Below are 15,598 nucleotides of genomic sequence, written 5' to 3'. Positions count from 1 at the left end.
GACGGTGGATGACGGCGCCGCTGCAGGCGGATGACGGCCGCCGCTTGAGGTGGGTGACGACCGCCGCTTGAGGTGGGTGACGACCGTTGGTCGTCACGCTTTTCGGGGTAACCTCAGGCTTTCCCCCCGGAGCCCCCCATGCGCCTGTTGGCCGTCTCCCTGCTTGCCTGCCTTCCCTTCACCGCACTCGCCGCCGACAGCTACGGCGCACGCCTGGAAGGCTTCGATTACCCCCATCCGGTAAAGACCTTCGCGCTGCAGTCGCAGCGCCAGGCGCTGGAAATGGCCTATCTGGACCTGTCCCCCTCGCGTACGCCGATCGGCACCGTGGTCCTGCTGCACGGCAAGAACTTCTGCGCGGCAACCTGGAAAGAAAGCTTCCAGCCGCTGCTCGATGCTGGCTATCGGGTGATCGCGCCGGACCAGGTGGGCTTCTGCAAGTCCAGCAAGCCAGCGGGCTACCAGTATTCGTTCGGACAGCTCGCAGCCAACACGCATGCGCTGCTGCAGGCGCTGGGCGTGCAGCGCGCGCACATCGTCGGTCATTCGATGGGCGGCATGCTGGCAGCGCGCTATGCGCTGATCTACCCGGATGCCACGCAGTCGTTGTCACTGGTCAATCCGATCGGCCTGGAAGACTGGAAGGCACTCGGCGTGCCGTGGCGAAGCGTCGATGCCTGGTATGCGAACGAACTGAAAACCAGTTTCGATTCGATCAGGAAGTACCAGCTGGATGTGTACTACAACGGCGACTGGAAGCCGCAGTTCGAGCAGTGGGCGCGGATGCAGGCCGGCATGTATGCCGGGCCGGGCAAGGAGGCAGTGGCGTGGAGCCAGGCGCTGACCTCGGACATGGTGTTCAACCAGCCGGTGGTCTACGAACTGAAGAACATCACGGTGCCGACCACGTTGTTCATTGGCCAGACCGACCGCACCGCCATCGGCCGCGACCTGGCACCGCCTGCGGTGAAGGCAACGCTGGGCGACTACCCTGCGTTGGGCAAGGCCGCGGCCGCGGCCATCCCGGCAGCGCAGCTGGTGGAGTTCGCCACGCTGGGACATTCGCCGCAGGTGCAGGACCCGGCAGCGTTCAACAGCGCACTGCTGCGCTTTCTTGCTGCACGCCCCTGAGCGGCATCAGGGGCCGCCGAGGGCGGCCCCTGATGCTTTCGCGGATGCGACGCAGGGTCAGCGCGCCAGGGCCAGCACGCTGACGCCATTGAAGGTCGCCTCGCCTACCACCCGCAGGTACCAGGTGCCCGGCTGCGGACTGGCCACCACGATCGCTTCGGCAGTGCCGGCACGGCGGGAGCGGTACGCCGCATCTTCCACCGAAGGGGGGGCGCCGGGCGCGGCATACAGACTGACATCACCGCGGCCGCCGAGGCTGCGCAGGTTGAGGCTGCGCGTGCCGGCAGGCACCTCGACCCGGTACAGCAACGACTGCGCCTGGCCACCGCCCAGCCCCTGCAGCAACACGCCACTCTGCAGTTCAGGTACCGGCGGCTCCGGCAGCGTATTGCCCAGTGCCAGCTGCACCGCACGGCCGGCATCGGCAAGCCCCGCACCAATGGAGCGGTTGGCCGGCGGCTGCACCGGGAACGGACGCACCGACTCCACCAACAGCTCGCGCACCTTCGCAGGCGTCAACGCATCCTTGCCCGCAGCCACCGCCGCCGACTGCATCAGCGCCACGATGCCCGCCACATGCGGCGATGCCATCGAGGTGCCTACCATGCCGACGATGATGTCCCGGCCTGCCACCGTCGCGCCATCATTGCCGGTGGACCAGACATAGCCTCGTGATATCCCGGCGCCACTGTCCGGATCGCCACCCGGAGCGGCCAGGTCCACGCGTGGTCCGTAGTTGGTGTAGCTGGCGATCGTGCCGCCCACGCCGGTGGCGCCCACGGTGATGACGTTGTCGCAGCTTGCAGGACTGAACTGCGAGGCATCGGCGTTGTTGTTGCCCGCCGCGACCACCACCGTGGTGCCACGCGACACGGCGAAATCGATCGCCTCCTGCGTGGCCGGGTCCTGCGAGCAGGCGCCACGTCCGCCCAGGCTCATGTTGATCACATCGGCCGGGGTCGGATTGACCGGCACCCCGTCGATGCTGCCGCCCGCGGCCCAGACGATCGCATCGGCGATATCGGAGGTCAGGCCACCGCAATGGCCCAGCACGCGCACCGGCTGCACCTTCGCCCCCCACGCGGTTCCCGCCACGCCAAGCCCGTTGTTGGTCATCGCCGCTACGGTGCCGGCCACATGGGTGCCGTGCCAGCTGCTGTCGGCGCTGCCACCGCACCAGGGCATGGAAGCGTCGGTCCAGTCACCGGTATCGGTGGCATCGGGATCGCGCCCGTCGCCATCGCCGGCGATATCGGGCTGATCAGGCGATTGGCCGTACCAGGACACGAAATCGTAACCGGGGATCAGGTTGTCCTTCAGGTCCACATGCGGCGTGGAACCCGAATCCAGCACCGCCACCACCACGCCTTTGCCGGTGCTGTGGTCCCAGGCCTGTGGACCGTGGATGCCGCCCACCGTATTGAGCAGGTCCCACTGGTAGATCGGCAGCTGCGGATCGTTTGGCATCAGGTCGAATGCGTGCTTGAACCCATCCAGCTGGGCGTACAGCACGTCAGGATCCTGTCGCAGCTGGCGCAGCACGGACTGCGCTTCGACGTTGTCCAGCGGACGCGACGCCGCCACGATTTCCGCACCGGTGGCGCCGCGACGCAGTGCCTTCAGGCCCAACGGTGCGCGCGAAGGGTGCACGCCGACACTCTGGGCAGCGGCAGTGCCCAGGCTGGACTGCACGCGGCTGCGATCGCGCGCGGGCGCGCTGCCGGGCTTGTACTTGATGATGAAGCGTTGCACCGGTGCAACGGCGGGTTCAGCGGGCAGCTGCTGCAGCGGGACCACGGTACGCGCCACGGCAACGTCGGCGGCGTGGGCCAGCATCGGCACGGTGCCGAGCGAAATGGCGAGGGCCAGGACACCGGCCTGGGGAGTGAAGCGTTGACGCATGCGAGTTTCTCCAGAAGAGACCATCAGGAAGGAGGCCGCTCCGTCCGGAGCGGCCCCGGGGTTCACAGATCGATGCCGAAACCGACGCCCGCCGAGCGGTCGTTACCGCTGAACGCGCCGCCCAGGCTGAAGCTGGCGCGCTCACCGATCTGCTTGCCATAGCCGACCGACAGCGCCTGCTCACCGTTCTGCCAGCCCGCGCCCACGGCCACGCGACCCCGTGAACTGCGGCTGCCCGATGCGTTGATCGCCATGTTCATCATGGCGCTGCTCATCGCACCCTGGCGATCAATGCGCCGGTCCTGCTGGCCCAGGCGGCGGTCCAGGTCCTGGCTCAGGTCGACGAAGCGATCGTCGATCTGCTGGAAGCGCGAATCGGTGTACGCGCGTGCCGACGCCAGCGTCTGCGCGTCGCCTGCCTGCATCTGTCCGACGTTGGCTGCATCGGTTGCCGCGCTGCCAGTACCGACGTTGGTGATGCGACGGGCGTTGTCCGCGCTGCCGACCGACACCGTGTTCGGCTCGTGCGCAACGGAGCCCTCGCCGATCGCGACCGAGCCGGCGCCGCTGCCTGCAGCCACCAGCCCATCGTCCGCCGGCGGGTCCACCACGGGAACCTTCCCACCGCCACCGCTACCGCCACCACCGCCACTGCCCGATCCCGGATGGGATTCAAGCACGCCCACGCGTGCATCCAACCCGCTCAGCGCACCATCCAGCGCGCTTACCGCGCCGCCGACGTTGCCGAATCGAGCACCCTGGACCGTGTACACCGGCCCGATCAGCATCCCGTCGCCACCGAGCTCGGCGCCGCCTCCCAGCGCACGTACCACTCCCTGCAACTGGTCAACATTGACGGCATCGCTGCGGCCCACGCCCGCCTTGAGGTTACTCAGCGTAGTGCCCTGTTCGCCTTCCAGGCTGATGCGTGCCTTGTCCTTGCCGTCGTACCGCACCGCGGTCGCAGCCAGGTCGCCGATGTCACTACCGATATCCGCGAGTGCCGTGTCCATCTGACGCTTGTTGACCGCATCGGTTCCTTCTGTCGCGTCAGCGACGTTGGTGATCTGGCGTTCGTGTCCCGCACTGCCGACGGAGAGCGTGCCGAGGCGGTCTGCTACGCTCCCGGCACCCAGGGCAACCGAATCGTTTGCAGTGGCCACGGCCGAGGAGCCCAGCGCCATTGAGTTCGATCCCGATGCCTGGGCCGATGAACCGATCGCGAGACTGTCCGCACCACTGCTCGTGGCAAACTCACCGAGGGCGATGCTGGCACTTCCCGTTGCCTCAGCGAACGGTCCAAGGGCGAGCGCGCTCCATTGCGTCGCACGGCTTCCGAGGCCCAACGCAAGCGCATACAGACCCGTGGCCTCCGCATTCCATCCCAACGCGGTGGCACCATGCAGCAACGCCTTGGCGCCATAGCCGATGGCGGTGCCTTCCGATTCGGCCTGGCTGTAGGTACCCACTGCCGTGCCATAGCCACTGCGGGCCGAAGCGCCAAAGCCCACGGCCGTGCCCTGGTCTTCCGCCGTCGAAGCTGTACCCAGGGCAAGTGCGTTCACCCCTGTTGCCTGGGCGCCAGCGCCAAACGCGCTTGCGCCTGCAGCGGCGGCGGTGGTGACACGCTGGACCGGCTGGCCATCCACCGGTCCGACATAGGTTCCGCCCACTGCAGTGGTGAAGTCACTACTGGAACTGGCCCCTTGCCCGAGCGCAACGGCATGGGTACCGACCGCGGTGCTGGTTGCTCCCACACTGATGGATCCTTCGCCAAGCGCCAATGACTGTGCACCCACGGCAACGCTGCCCTCGCCGTCGGCCATCGCCTGTGGCCCGAAAGCCGAGGCGCCCGTGCCCGTGGCGACCGGATCGTCACTGCCATCGCCGGCACCGTCGACCGCGACGTAACGTCCGTTGCCCGCTTTGGCTTCCACCGCCTTCAACTGGCCCAGGTTGACCGCGTCGGTCGCTTCGGTGCCTGCAGCCACATCGGTGATCTGGCGTTGCATCACACCGTGTCGATCACTCAGTGCATCAAACCATTCCTGCGACGCGCCGACGGACACCGAATTGGCGCGCGTCGCCAGCGAGCCGTGGCCAAGCGCGACGCTGTCATCCGCCTGCTCCTGCACCCATGAATTGCCGATGGCCACGCTGCGGTCGGCGTAGGCGATCGCCATCGTGCCCAGGGCAGTGGCGTAGTCACCGTGGCTGTAAGCCAGCTTCCCGACTGCTACGCCGCCGACGCCTTCGGCCGTGCTGCTGCCGCCGACGGCAGTGGATGCACTGCCGGAAGCATGCGCGCTCGCTCCGATTGCGGTGGCCTGGTAGGCCTCAGCCCGGCTGGTGCTACCGACCGCGACGGCAAACGCTTCGCTCGCATCTGCCGATGTGCCGAGTGCGATGCCGTTCCACCCGGTCGCCGTGGCGGTCCAGCCCAGTGCCATCGAGCCCAGCCCGGTGGCGCGCGCCTGGGTGCCCAATGCGGTGGAGTACACGTAATCGGCCAGGCTGTCGCTGCCGATGGCGATGTTGTTGCTCAGCACGGCCGGATTGTCGCCGCCGGCCGCGTGCGCATTGTTGCCCAGTGCGATGTTGTTGGCCCCTTTGCTCAGCGCACCTTGACCAATGGCGGTGCTGTTGTTGCCGTATGCCTGCGAATGCGGTCCCACTGCCACTGCCTGCTCACCGAAGGCAGCGCTCATCGGTCCGGAAGCCACCGAGTCGTTACCGGACGCGCGCGCCGATGCACCGAGGGCCATGCTGTTGCGACCGCTGGCCGTGGTGTTGGTTTCAGTGCAGATGCCATCGCAGACGTACTCCGCGCCCAGCGCCATCGCGCCCGGTCCTTCAACCGTGCTGCCATTGCCGAGCGCGATTGCCGATTGCGCCGTGGCAACCGCGCCGCTGCCCTGTGCGATGGCGCGTTCGCCTAGCGCGGTGGCTCCGTGGCCCAGCGCCACCGACGCTTCGCCGGCTGCAAGCGCAGTGTCCCCCGCTGCCAGGGCATGGTCGGCATCGGCGTGGCTGTTGGCCCCCAGCGCCGCACTTCCGTTGCCCTGCGCCGAGGCATTGCGGCCTACGGCCAGCGCCGACGCGCCTACCGCAGTGGCCAAGCCTCCCAGGGCGCTGGCGTTGTCGCCGCGGGCCAGTGCGCCGGCACCGAGTGAGGTGGCCCCGTTCCCTGTGGCCTGCGTGTTCCCGCCCACCGCCACGGTGAAGTCACCCCCGGCGGCAACGGCATTGGCGCCGATGGCCACGCCGGCCTCGCCGTTGGTGCCCGCGTTGTAGCCCGCGGCGAAGCTGCCCGGACCATAGGCCTGCGCCTGTGCGCCGACCGCGGTGGAGCCTTGTCCCATCGCCGTGCTCAGCGCGCCCAGCGCCGTCGCTGCCTGGTCCCCCTCGGCGGACGCACTGGCGCCCACCGCAGTGTTGCCAAAACCTGCAGCCACGCTGCCCTGGCCGATCGCGGTGCCGGCGTCGCCGATCACGCTGGCGCCCTGGCCGAAGGCCGAACTGCCCACGCCCCGCACCCAGGCCTCGGCCCCCACGGCGGTTGTCGCATTGCCCTCGGCAGTAGCACGCGAGCCGATGGCGATGGCGGTATCGCCGCTGGCGGAGGCGCGGTCATTGCGGTCGGGATCGCCTTCGATGGCGATGTAATCCAGATCGCCGATCTGGTCCTTGACCTCGTTCAACTGGGCGACGTTGACCGCGTCGGTCGCTTCGGTGCCTGCCCTGACGTTGACGATCTGGCGCTCCTGCCCTTGCCGGCCCACCGACACCGTGCCGTTGCGATCCGCCAGCGCATTGCCGCCCAGGGCGACCGCATCCGCCGCCTCGGCCTGTGCATACGCACCCACCGCGACCGACCCCGCCCCGGCGGCGCTGACCGTCGCATTCTGACCGAACGCAGCGGCGCCGGTGGCCAGTGCGCGCGCGCTCTGCCCAACCGCCGTGGCCGATCCCGCCGTCGCACGTGCGCCACTGCCGAACGCCGATGCGCCCACGGCCGTCGCCCGCGCCTGGCTGCCAACCGCCGTGGCATCGGCGCCCTGGGCACGCGCCAGCACACCTACAGCCACCGCCTCGTCACCGCCTGCCGATGCGTCGTCGCTTCCGTCGTTGCTGCCGCCAATGGCCACATAGCCGGTCTGTGCGGCTGCCGCGGCCACGATGGGAACCTTCCCCGAAGCCATCGCCGTCCATGCGGGCAGCAGCATTGCACCGGCTACCACGCATCCGGACAGGCGGCGTCGGCCGCCCTGGCAGCGACCACGGGTGGCCAGCTCCGACGCCACCACCAGCTGCTGCAGCGAGCGGCTCCATACACGACAGAAAATCTTGTTCATCCAGCACCTCACGATTCGACGGGCAACGCACCCCCGTCCCGCAGGCCCGTCGGTGCGATGCGCCGACCCAGCCGCTGGGCCCGGGTATTCAGAGAAGCGCCGCGCGGGACGTAGGATGCAGTCCGGTAGAAGACGGCCAGCGGCGGCGTGGATGACCGTACGATTCAGCTGTAATCGGTGTCACGCACGGGTTGTCACCGAATCCTCGCCACTTCTCACCGAACGACGAGCCGTTGCGCTGCCTGTACGCGCCCGCTGCAGGCCGCCCGGTCAGGGCGCGAACACGTAGCCGGCACCGTGGACCGCCGAAAGCGGAAACGGATGCCGGCTTGCCACGGCGATCTTGCGCCGCAGGCGGTGGATCAGCGAGTCCAGCCGATGCATGTCGAAGGAGAACGGATCGGCGGTCAGGGTCGCGGCCAGCGTCTCGCGCCCGACGACTTCGCCGGCGTGCTGCATCAGGCAGTGCAGCAGCGGGCGTTCGCTGCGCGTCAACTGGACCGGCTGTCCACACGGCGCCAGCAGCCGCCAGCCGTTGCCGTCCAGTCGCCAACCCGGCTCAGCGGCACGTGCAGCCCTGTCGTCGAACCGACGCAGTCGCCGGGCGAGGCTGTGCAGGGTGGCCGCCAGCAGCGCCGGCTCCGCAGGCTTGACCAGGTAGGCATCGGCGCCGCCCACCAGTCCGCGGACCTGGTCCTGCGGGCTCCGCCGCCCGGTCAACATCACCACCCCGACCGCCGGGAAACGCGAACGCAGCGATTGCGCCAGCTCGAAGCCGTCGGCGTCCGGCAGCCCGACATCCAGCACGATGATGTCGGGCCGGTGGGTCACCAGCAGGTGCTCCAGCGCGGCCGCCGTGCCCAGCCCGACCACGTCGAAGCCATGGTCGCGCAGGCGCGGCACAAGAATCCGTTCGCGAAGCACCGCATCGACTTCAAGCACGGCCACACGCAGAGGGCTGACTACTAAATCGTTCACTGCAAACTCTTCGATCACTGCCATAAATCGATCATAGGCAGAACCGCGGGCTCAGCAGCGCTCGATTGTCTCCTTCCGCGCAATGCGCAGCACGTCATCCAGCAATGCCGCCGCCGTGACCTCCGCACCCGCCCCCGGGCCCTGGATCAGAAGAGGCTGATCGCGATACCGATCACTGTGGATCGCGACACGGTTATCCGTTCCCGCACCTGACGCGAGCGGATGGTCCGCCGCCAGCGACTGCACACCCACGCGTGCGGCGCCCGCTTCGACGCAGCCGATGAAGCGCAGCACCTGGCCCGCTTCGCGCGCGCGCAGCCAACGCTGGTGGAGTGGCGCATCCAGCTGCGCGAGCTGTTCCAGCGCCTGCGCGTGCGGCAGCGTGGCCAGCGCCGCCGGCACCAGCGAATCGACCTGCACCTGTCCATCGGCGAGGTCCAGCCCGCTTGCACGCGCCAGTATCAACAGCTTGCGGCGGACGTCCTCTCCGGAAAGATCCAGCCGCGGGTCGGGCTCGGTGAAGCCGGCATCGAGCGCTTCGCGGACCGCCAGCGAGAACGGCTGGCTGCCGTCGTAACGGTGGAACAACCAGGCCAGCGATCCGGACAGCACCCCTTCGATGCGAAGAATGCGATCCCCGCCTTCCACCAGCGCGCGCAGGCTGCTAAGCAACGGCAGGCCCGCACCGACCGTGGCACTGTCGCCATACCGCGCGCCGCTGTCGGCACAGTGCGCCGCGATCTGCACGGCGCGCTGCGCATGCGCCCCCTGCCCCAGCTTGTTGGCGGTCACCACGTGCACGCCGCGTGCCAACCAGTGCGCGTGTTCGGCCGCGACCGTTTCACTGGCCGTCGCATCGACCACCACGTCACCGGCGTGCAGGCTGTCAGCCTGCTTCCACGGTGCGGCTGCGTCGCCGAGCCGGGGCGCGCGGCGCAGCGCATGCAGGGGCTGTTCCGGCGCACCGTCGCAGGCCAGCACCGCGCGCGAGTTGGCCAGCCAATCAAAGCGCGGCAAGGCGAGCCCGCGTGACTGCAGCGCCCGGTAGCGCGCGACGAACGCGGTGCCCACGGTGCCGGTGCCCAGCAGCGCCAGGCGGCGCGGCGCGGCATGGCCCAGTTCGACCACCTGTGCGTTCATGCGTCCACGACCTGTTTCTGCCGCGCCTGTGCATCGACCACGGCCGCCGCCCGGTCCAGTGCAGCGGCCAGGTCGGCCAGCAGGTCGCGTTCGGATTCGATACCCACGGACAGGCGCAGCAGGCCTTCGCTGATGCCAGCGGCCTGGCGTGCCTGCACGGTCATCGCCGCATGGGTCATCGTCGCCGGATGCGCCACCAGGCTTTCCACCCCGCCCAGCGACTCGGCCAAGGTGAAGTACTGCAGGCCATCTACGAAGGCACGCACGGCCGCGTGCGGATCGTCGCCGTCGCAGGTCACCAGTTCGAAGGACAGCATGGCGCCGAAGCCGGATTGCTGGCGTGCGGCGATGGCATGCCCCGGGTGGTCGGCAAGGCCGGGGTAGTACACCGCGCTCACCGCGCGATGGGCGGCCAGCAACGGCACGATCGCCGCGGTGTTTTCCTGGTGCACGCGCAGGCGTGCATCCAGCGTGCGCAGGCCGCGCAGGGTCAGGAACGCATCGAACGGCGAACCGGTCAGGCCCAGCGCATTGGCCCACCAGGTCAGCTGCTGCGCAAGTTCCGGGTCGCGCGCCACCACCGCCCCCCCCACCACATCGCTATGGCCGTTGATGTACTTGGTGGTGGAATGCAGGACCAGGTCGGCGCCGAACGCCAGCGGCTGCTGCAGGGCCGGCGAGAGGAAGGTGTTGTCGACCACCACCAGCGCGCCGGCCTTGTGCGCGGCATCGATCACGAAGCGCAGGTCGGTGATGCGCAGCAGCGGGTTGGACGGGGTTTCCACCAGCACCAGCTTCGGCGAACCGGCCAGCGCCTGGGCCAGCGAACGCGGGTCGGTCAGGTCAGCGGTGACCAGCTTGAACTGGCCCTTGCCGGCCAGTGCGTTGAACAGCCGCCAGCTGCCACCGTAGGCATCGTGCGGCACCACCAGGGTGTCTTCCGGTCCCAGCAGTGCCTGCAGCACCAGGCTGATCGCGCCCATGCCGGTCGCGGTGACCACGCCGCCCGCGCCGCCTTCGAGCTCGGCCAGCGCCTCGCCGAGCAGGTCGCGGGTCGGGTTGCCGCTGCGGGTGTAGTCGTACTGCCGCTTGTTGCCGAAGCCGTCGAAGCTGAAGTTGGAGGACAGCACGATCGGTGGGGTCACCGCACCGTAGGCGCTATCGCGGTCGATGCCGGCGCGCACCGCAGCAGTGGTGCGGCTACAGGACGGCGTGCCGTGGTTGTCGTGGCTCATGCGGTTTCTCCCGGGATGCGGATGGCGTTGGCGAGGATCGCGTCGATGCGATCGGTTTCTTTCAGGAAGGCGTCGTGGCCGTAGGGCGAGCGCAGCACGCGCAGGCTGCCGCGCGGGCCCAGCCCTTCGACCAGGCTGACCAGGTCGGCCAGCGGCACCAGGCGGTCACCTTCGACGGCCACCACCACGGTCGGCAGCAGCAGCTGCGCCGGCTCGATGCGGTGCAGGTCGATGGATTCGGACAGGCGCAGCCAGGCCGTGACCGGCGTACGCGCGACGTACTGCGCAGCGGCGGCGTCCAGGTAATCTTCGGCGGCCACGCGCACGCGCCCGTTGATCACTTCCGGTGCGGCGTCGAAGCGCTCGCTGAACTCTTCCGGCGTGCGGTAGCTGAGCATCGCGAACTGGCGTGCCAGGGCCAGGCCGTTTTCGTCACTGCACTGCAGCTGGCCCAGGGCAACCGCACGCCGCTGCAGCGCGCGCCATGCCGCTGCATAGGGATGCGCGCGATGCGCACCGCTGACCACCACCAGCCGCTGCACGCGCGGGCGGTGGCGCACGCCGAACTGCTGGGCGACCAGCGCACCATAGGAGTACCCGACGAAGGCCTGCAGCTGCGCGATGCCGAGATGGTCCAGCAGGATCGCCAGCGCATCGGCCTGGTCGGCGGTATCGATCGGCACGTCCAGCGCGCCATCGGCGCCGATGAAATCGAACGCCAGCACGCGCAGCAGCTGCGGGTCGAGCGTCCGCCCCGGGCCGACCAGGCCTTCGGCCCAGCCCTTTTCGACGAACTGGGCATTGGCTGCCACGTGGCGGTTGGCGGAAATGCCACCGGCCAGCACCACCACCGGCGCGTCGGCGGGACCTACCCATTCGTAACGCAGGCGGATCGGGCGGGGGCCGGCGTGGCGCATGTCCAGCACCGCGGCGAACTCGCCGCGTGCGGCATGCACGCGGTCTTCGACCGGCACGCTGACGGGAACAAAGGAGTCGGGGCGGAGGGCGGTGCTGGGGGCGAAGCTCATGGCGGCATCCAATAAGGAAAACGGCCATCGAGCCTTCGCGGGGCTCGCGTCCAAGTCCTGCCCCGGCAGGGCACGGCTCGAACCATCTTCCGGTAGACACGGGGTCCCCGCAGGATTTGGCACCTACGCTGACGCTTTCGCGCCTGCGGGCTGCCCCGGCTTCAAAGGGCCTGTCCCTCTGCCGGTCTCGATGGTGGAGCCACGATGCCAGTGCAATTCCGCCATGTCAATCCCTCCATGCGGATGAAGAGATGGATTCACTCGCAACTTCCGCCGGTCGCGGCGCGGGCTGCTACAGTCCGCCCTCCTGCTGCCATGCCGAGCCTCGATGCGCCGTCTGCTGCTGTGCTGCCTGATCCTGCTGCCCGTGTGGGCGCGGCCCGCCATGGCGGCAGACACCGCCGACTGGCGCGCCGGCTGGGGCCTGGCAGGCGCCCCCGCGGCCGATTCGTTCGCCTACCAGTTGCCGTTCGATGCCCGCCGCTTCAGCGTGGGACAGGCGCCGCAGGGCCGCTTCAGCCACCGCGACGCCGAAAACCGCCATGCGGTGGACTTCACCCTGCCCGAAGGCACGCCGGTTCTGGCCGCGCGCGCCGGCCGGGTGATCCGGGTGCAGGCGGGCTTCAGCGGCAATGGTCTGGACCCGCAGCGGGACCGCGAGCGCGCCAACTATGTGCGCATCGTGCATGACGACGGCAGCATGGCCGTCTACGCGCACCTGCAACACGAGGGCGTGCGGGTGCGTGAAGGCCAGCAGGTGCAGGCCGGGCAGCTGATCGGCCTGTCCGGCAACACCGGCTACAGCACCGCCCCGCACCTGCATTTCGCCGTGCAGCGACAGCGCGGTGCCCGGCTCGAGTCGATCCCGGTGCGCATCGTCACCCCGCGCGGCCAGCTCCACTTCGAAAAAGGGGACGGAGGGGATTAAGGCGCATTCGGCCCGAATGCGGCCTTTCACGTCTTAATCCCCTCCGTCCCCTTTTTCGGCGATAATCATCGGCTTACTTCATTGATCTGCGCCCCGGGCGGGCGCCCCTGCCATGTCCGAAGTCGCCACCGAAGCCGCGCGTCGCCGTACGTTCGCCATCATTTCCCACCCCGATGCGGGCAAGACCACGCTGACCGAAAAGCTGTTGCTGTTCGGCGGTGCGATCCAGATGGCCGGCTCAGTGAAGGGCCGCAAGGCCGCACGCCACGCCACCTCCGACTGGATGGCGCTGGAGAAAGAACGCGGTATTTCGGTTACCTCCTCGGTGATGCAGTTCCCGTACGAAGGCAAGATCGTCAACCTGCTCGATACCCCCGGCCACGCCGACTTCGGCGAGGACACCTACCGCGTGCTCACCGCGGTGGACTCGGCGCTGATGGTGATCGACGTGGCCAAGGGCGTGGAAGAACGCACGATCAAGCTGATGGAGGTCTGCCGGCTGCGTGACACGCCGATCATGACCTTCATCAACAAGCTGGACCGCGAGGGCAAGGAACCGATCGACCTGCTTGATGAAGTGGAAAGCGTGCTCGGCATCCAGTGCGCGCCGGTGACCTGGCCGATCGGCATGGGCCAGCGCCTGAAGGGTGTGGTCCACCTGATCTCCGGCGAGGTGCACCTGTACGAGCAGGGCCGCAACTTCACCCGCCAGGACTCGACCATCTTCCCGTCCATCGACTCGCCCGGCCTGGCCGAGAAGATCGGCGCGCAGATGCTGGCCGACCTGCGCGACGAACTGGAACTGGTGCAGGGCGCCAGCCACCCGTTCGACCTGGACGCCTACCGCGCCGGCAAGCAGACCCCGGTGTTCTTCGGTTCGGGCGTGAACAACTTCGGCGTGCAGCCGCTGCTGGACTTCTTCGTCGAACATGCCCCGTCACCGCAGGCGCGTGCCAGCACCGGCCGCGCCGTGCAGCCGCAGGAAAACAAGCTGACCGGCTTCGTGTTCAAGATCCAGGCCAACATGGACCCGCAGCACCGCGACCGCGTGGCGTTCATGCGGGTGTGTTCGGGCCGGTTCGCGGCGGGCATGAAGACCCTGCACGTGCGCACCGGCAAGGACATGAAACTGGCCAACGCACTGACCTTCATGGCCAGCGACCGCGAAATCGCCGCGGAGGCCTGGCCGGGCGATGTCATCGGCATCCACAACCATGGCACCATTTCCATCGGTGATACGTTCACCGAAGGCGAGGCGATCACCTTCACCGGCATCCCCAACTTCGCCCCGGAACTGTTCCGCCGTGCGCGCCTGCGCGATCCACTCAAGCTCAAGCAGCTGCAGAAGGGCCTGGCACAGTTGTCCGAAGAGGGCGCGACCCAGTTCTTCCGTCCGCTGATGAGCAACGACCTGATCCTCGGTGCGGTCGGCGTGCTGCAGTTCGACGTGGCCGCGTACCGCCTGAAGGACGAATACGGCGTGGAAGCGACCTTCGAACCGGTCAGCGTGGTCACTGCGCGCTGGGTCACCTGCAGCAATGAAAAGAAGCTGGAAGAGTTCCGCGAGAAGAACGCGCTGAACCTGGCGGTGGATGCGGCCGGCCAGCTGGTCTACCTGGCACCGACGCGGGTCAACCTGCAGTTGGCGCAGGAACGCGCGCCGGACGTGCGGTTCTCGGCAACCCGTGAAGCGGCCTACACGGCTACGTCCTGAACCAGAGGGTCATGGCCGGGCGTGCAAGCGCCGGCCATCGCGGCGATGATAGGGGGGATGCAGGTCCCCCTCCCTGCGACCCACTCTCTTCCATGACCTCTGTTGAATCGATCCGCGAGGAAATCGCCAGCGCGTTGACCCATGGCCTTGGTGCGGTATTCGCCCTGGCCGCCAGCGCTGTGTTGATCACCCTGGCCGCCATCAACGGCGATGGCTGGCAGCTGTTCAGTTCGATCGTGTTCGGCGTAGCGCTGCTGCTGCTGTACACCGCCTCCACGCTGTACCACGCGATCCAGCACCCGGTGGCCAAGGGGCGGCTGAAGGTTTTCGACCATTGCGCGATCTATGTGCTGATCGCCGGCACCTACACCCCCTTCATGCTGATCGGCCTGCGCGGTCCGTGGGGCTGGGGCATGTTCACCGCGATCTGGATCCTGGCCCTGGCCGGGGTGGTGTTCAAGCTGTTCTACACCGGCCGTTTCAAGGCCCTGTCGACGGGCATCTACATTGCGATGGGCTGGCTTATCGTGGTGGCGATCAAGCCGATGCTGGCGGCGATCGACCTGTGGACGCTGGGCTGGCTGCTGGCCGGCGGGCTGTCCTACACACTGGGCACCTACTTCTATCACCGTGAATCGATCCGTTATTCGCATGCGATCTGGCATCTGTTCGTGATCGGCGGCAGCGTGTGCCACTTCGTCGCCGTGACTGCGCAGGTGTTGTGATTCCGTGCGCTTGCGCGCGGCTTTGAAGCCAAAGCAAAAGCAACGGCAACGTCAGCTGCAACGGCAACGTCAACGGCAACGGCAACGGCAACGTCAAATGCTGCAGGGCTGCTTGCTGGTGGGACGGGGTGGGTTGGCGGGGGACGGCAACAGCCGCTCCTGCGGGCCTCGATGCGCGCCATCCATGGCGGGTCCACGCCATCGCATTCGCGCTGTCGCTCCCGTGCTTTGCTGCGCAAACCGCGGGCCCCGTCTCACCAGCACCCACACCCCGCCGCTTCGCGGCCGCCCCTGACTCAGGGGCTCCCTTCACCGGACACGTAGCCGTGAGAGGGGTCAGAGTCCTTTCGCACAGCGAAAGGACTCTGACCCCTGCCTTTGCTCTTTTATTTTCTTGCGCGGGTGGCGGCCACCGGAACCTGTCCGGGGCTCGGGCGGGGAGGCTGTGCGGGGCCTTGAGCG

At 68.3% G+C, this 15,598-nt stretch carries 9 protein-coding genes, 1 pseudogene and 1 riboswitch; of the genes and pseudogenes, 4 read left to right on the top strand and 6 right to left on the bottom strand.

What is annotated here, in order from left to right; all coding sequences use genetic code 11:
- Window positions 1-138: 138 nt before the first annotated feature.
- Window positions 139-1,131 (top strand): alpha/beta fold hydrolase, encoded by a 993-nt coding sequence (locus ABB28_RS11225; protein WP_057508714.1) that lies wholly within the window; start codon window positions 139-141, stop codon window positions 1,129-1,131.
- Window positions 1,132-1,188: 57 nt separating this feature from the next.
- Here the strand turns inward: ABB28_RS11225 and ABB28_RS11220 are convergent, their stop codons facing one another.
- The 6 genes from ABB28_RS11220 to metX all read right to left on the bottom strand — a co-directional run bounded on the left by ABB28_RS11220 (window position 1,189) and on the right by metX (window position 11,769).
- A complete protein-coding gene (locus ABB28_RS11220) occupies window positions 1,189-3,033 on the bottom strand; it encodes a S8 family peptidase (RefSeq protein WP_057508713.1) in 1,845 nt (614 codons plus the stop codon).
- 62 nt (window positions 3,034-3,095) lie between these two features.
- Window positions 3,096-7,388, bottom strand: a complete 4,293-nt coding sequence (locus ABB28_RS11215; RefSeq protein ID WP_057508712.1) for an ESPR-type extended signal peptide-containing protein — start codon at window positions 7,386-7,388, stop codon at window positions 3,096-3,098.
- Between the two features lie 270 nt (window positions 7,389-7,658).
- A complete protein-coding gene (locus ABB28_RS11210; protein ID WP_057508711.1) occupies window positions 7,659-8,390 on the bottom strand; it encodes a response regulator transcription factor in 732 nt (243 codons plus the stop codon).
- Window positions 8,391-8,417: 27 nt separating this feature from the next.
- Window positions 8,418-9,506, bottom strand: a complete 1,089-nt coding sequence (locus tag ABB28_RS11205; RefSeq protein ID WP_057508710.1) for a homoserine dehydrogenase family protein — start codon at window positions 9,504-9,506, stop codon at window positions 8,418-8,420.
- A complete protein-coding gene (locus tag ABB28_RS11200) occupies window positions 9,503-10,741 on the bottom strand; it encodes an O-succinylhomoserine (thiol)-lyase (RefSeq protein ID WP_057508709.1) in 1,239 nt (412 codons plus the stop codon). Before ABB28_RS11200 ends, ABB28_RS11205 begins: the two co-directional genes overlap by 4 nt.
- Complete coding sequence (metX, locus tag ABB28_RS11195) at window positions 10,738-11,769, bottom strand: homoserine O-succinyltransferase MetX (RefSeq protein ID WP_057508708.1); 1,032 nt, start codon at window positions 11,767-11,769, stop codon at window positions 10,738-10,740. The genes ABB28_RS11200 and metX overlap by 4 nt, the downstream gene beginning before the upstream one ends.
- Window positions 11,770-11,848: 79 nt before the next feature.
- A riboswitch (SAM riboswitch) is annotated at window positions 11,849-11,966 on the bottom strand.
- Window positions 11,967-12,202: 236 nt separating this feature from the next.
- On the opposite strand from metX, the pseudogene ABB28_RS11190 reads away from it, so the two are divergent.
- From ABB28_RS11190 to trhA, 3 genes and pseudogenes are all read left to right on the top strand, one after another.
- Window positions 12,203-12,697 (top strand): annotated as a pseudogene (locus ABB28_RS11190) (M23 family metallopeptidase); the annotation flags it as partial.
- A gap of 112 nt (window positions 12,698-12,809) precedes the next feature.
- Complete coding sequence (locus tag ABB28_RS11185; RefSeq protein ID WP_057508707.1) at window positions 12,810-14,411, top strand: peptide chain release factor 3; 1,602 nt, start codon at window positions 12,810-12,812, stop codon at window positions 14,409-14,411.
- A 92-nt stretch (window positions 14,412-14,503) separates the two neighbouring features.
- Window positions 14,504-15,136, top strand: coding sequence for a PAQR family membrane homeostasis protein TrhA (trhA, locus tag ABB28_RS11180; RefSeq protein ID WP_057508706.1), 633 nt, complete (start codon window positions 14,504-14,506; stop codon window positions 15,134-15,136).
- The last annotated feature ends 462 nt before the right edge of the window (window positions 15,137-15,598 follow it).

It is taken from the genome of Stenotrophomonas chelatiphaga, from assembly GCF_001431535.1.
GTDB lineage: Bacteria > Pseudomonadota > Gammaproteobacteria > Xanthomonadales > Xanthomonadaceae > Stenotrophomonas > Stenotrophomonas chelatiphaga.
This window is presented reverse-complemented; position numbering and strand designations above follow the sequence as displayed.

Bases quoted from the DNA above. Each gene is read 5' to 3' on its own strand.
- ABB28_RS11220 (WP_057508713.1), bottom strand. From the start codon at position 3,033: ATGCGTCAACGCTTCACTCCCCAGGCCGGTGTCCTGGCCCTCGCCATT.
- ABB28_RS11205 (WP_057508710.1), bottom strand. From the start codon at position 9,506: ATGAACGCACAGGTGGTCGAACTGGGCCATGCCGCGCCGCGCCGCCTG.
- metX (WP_057508708.1), bottom strand. From the start codon at position 11,769: ATGAGCTTCGCCCCCAGCACCGCCCTCCGCCCCGACTCCTTTGTTCCC.
- ABB28_RS11225 (WP_057508714.1), top strand. From the start codon at position 139: ATGCGCCTGTTGGCCGTCTCCCTGCTTGCCTGCCTTCCCTTCACCGCA.
- trhA (WP_057508706.1), top strand. From the start codon at position 14,504: ATGACCTCTGTTGAATCGATCCGCGAGGAAATCGCCAGCGCGTTGACC.
- ABB28_RS11215 (WP_057508712.1), bottom strand. From the start codon at position 7,388: ATGAACAAGATTTTCTGTCGTGTATGGAGCCGCTCGCTGCAGCAGCTG.
- ABB28_RS11200 (WP_057508709.1), bottom strand. From the start codon at position 10,741: ATGAGCCACGACAACCACGGCACGCCGTCCTGTAGCCGCACCACTGCT.
- ABB28_RS11210 (WP_057508711.1), bottom strand. From the start codon at position 8,390: ATGGCAGTGATCGAAGAGTTTGCAGTGAACGATTTAGTAGTCAGCCCT.
- ABB28_RS11185 (WP_057508707.1), top strand. From the start codon at position 12,810: ATGTCCGAAGTCGCCACCGAAGCCGCGCGTCGCCGTACGTTCGCCATC.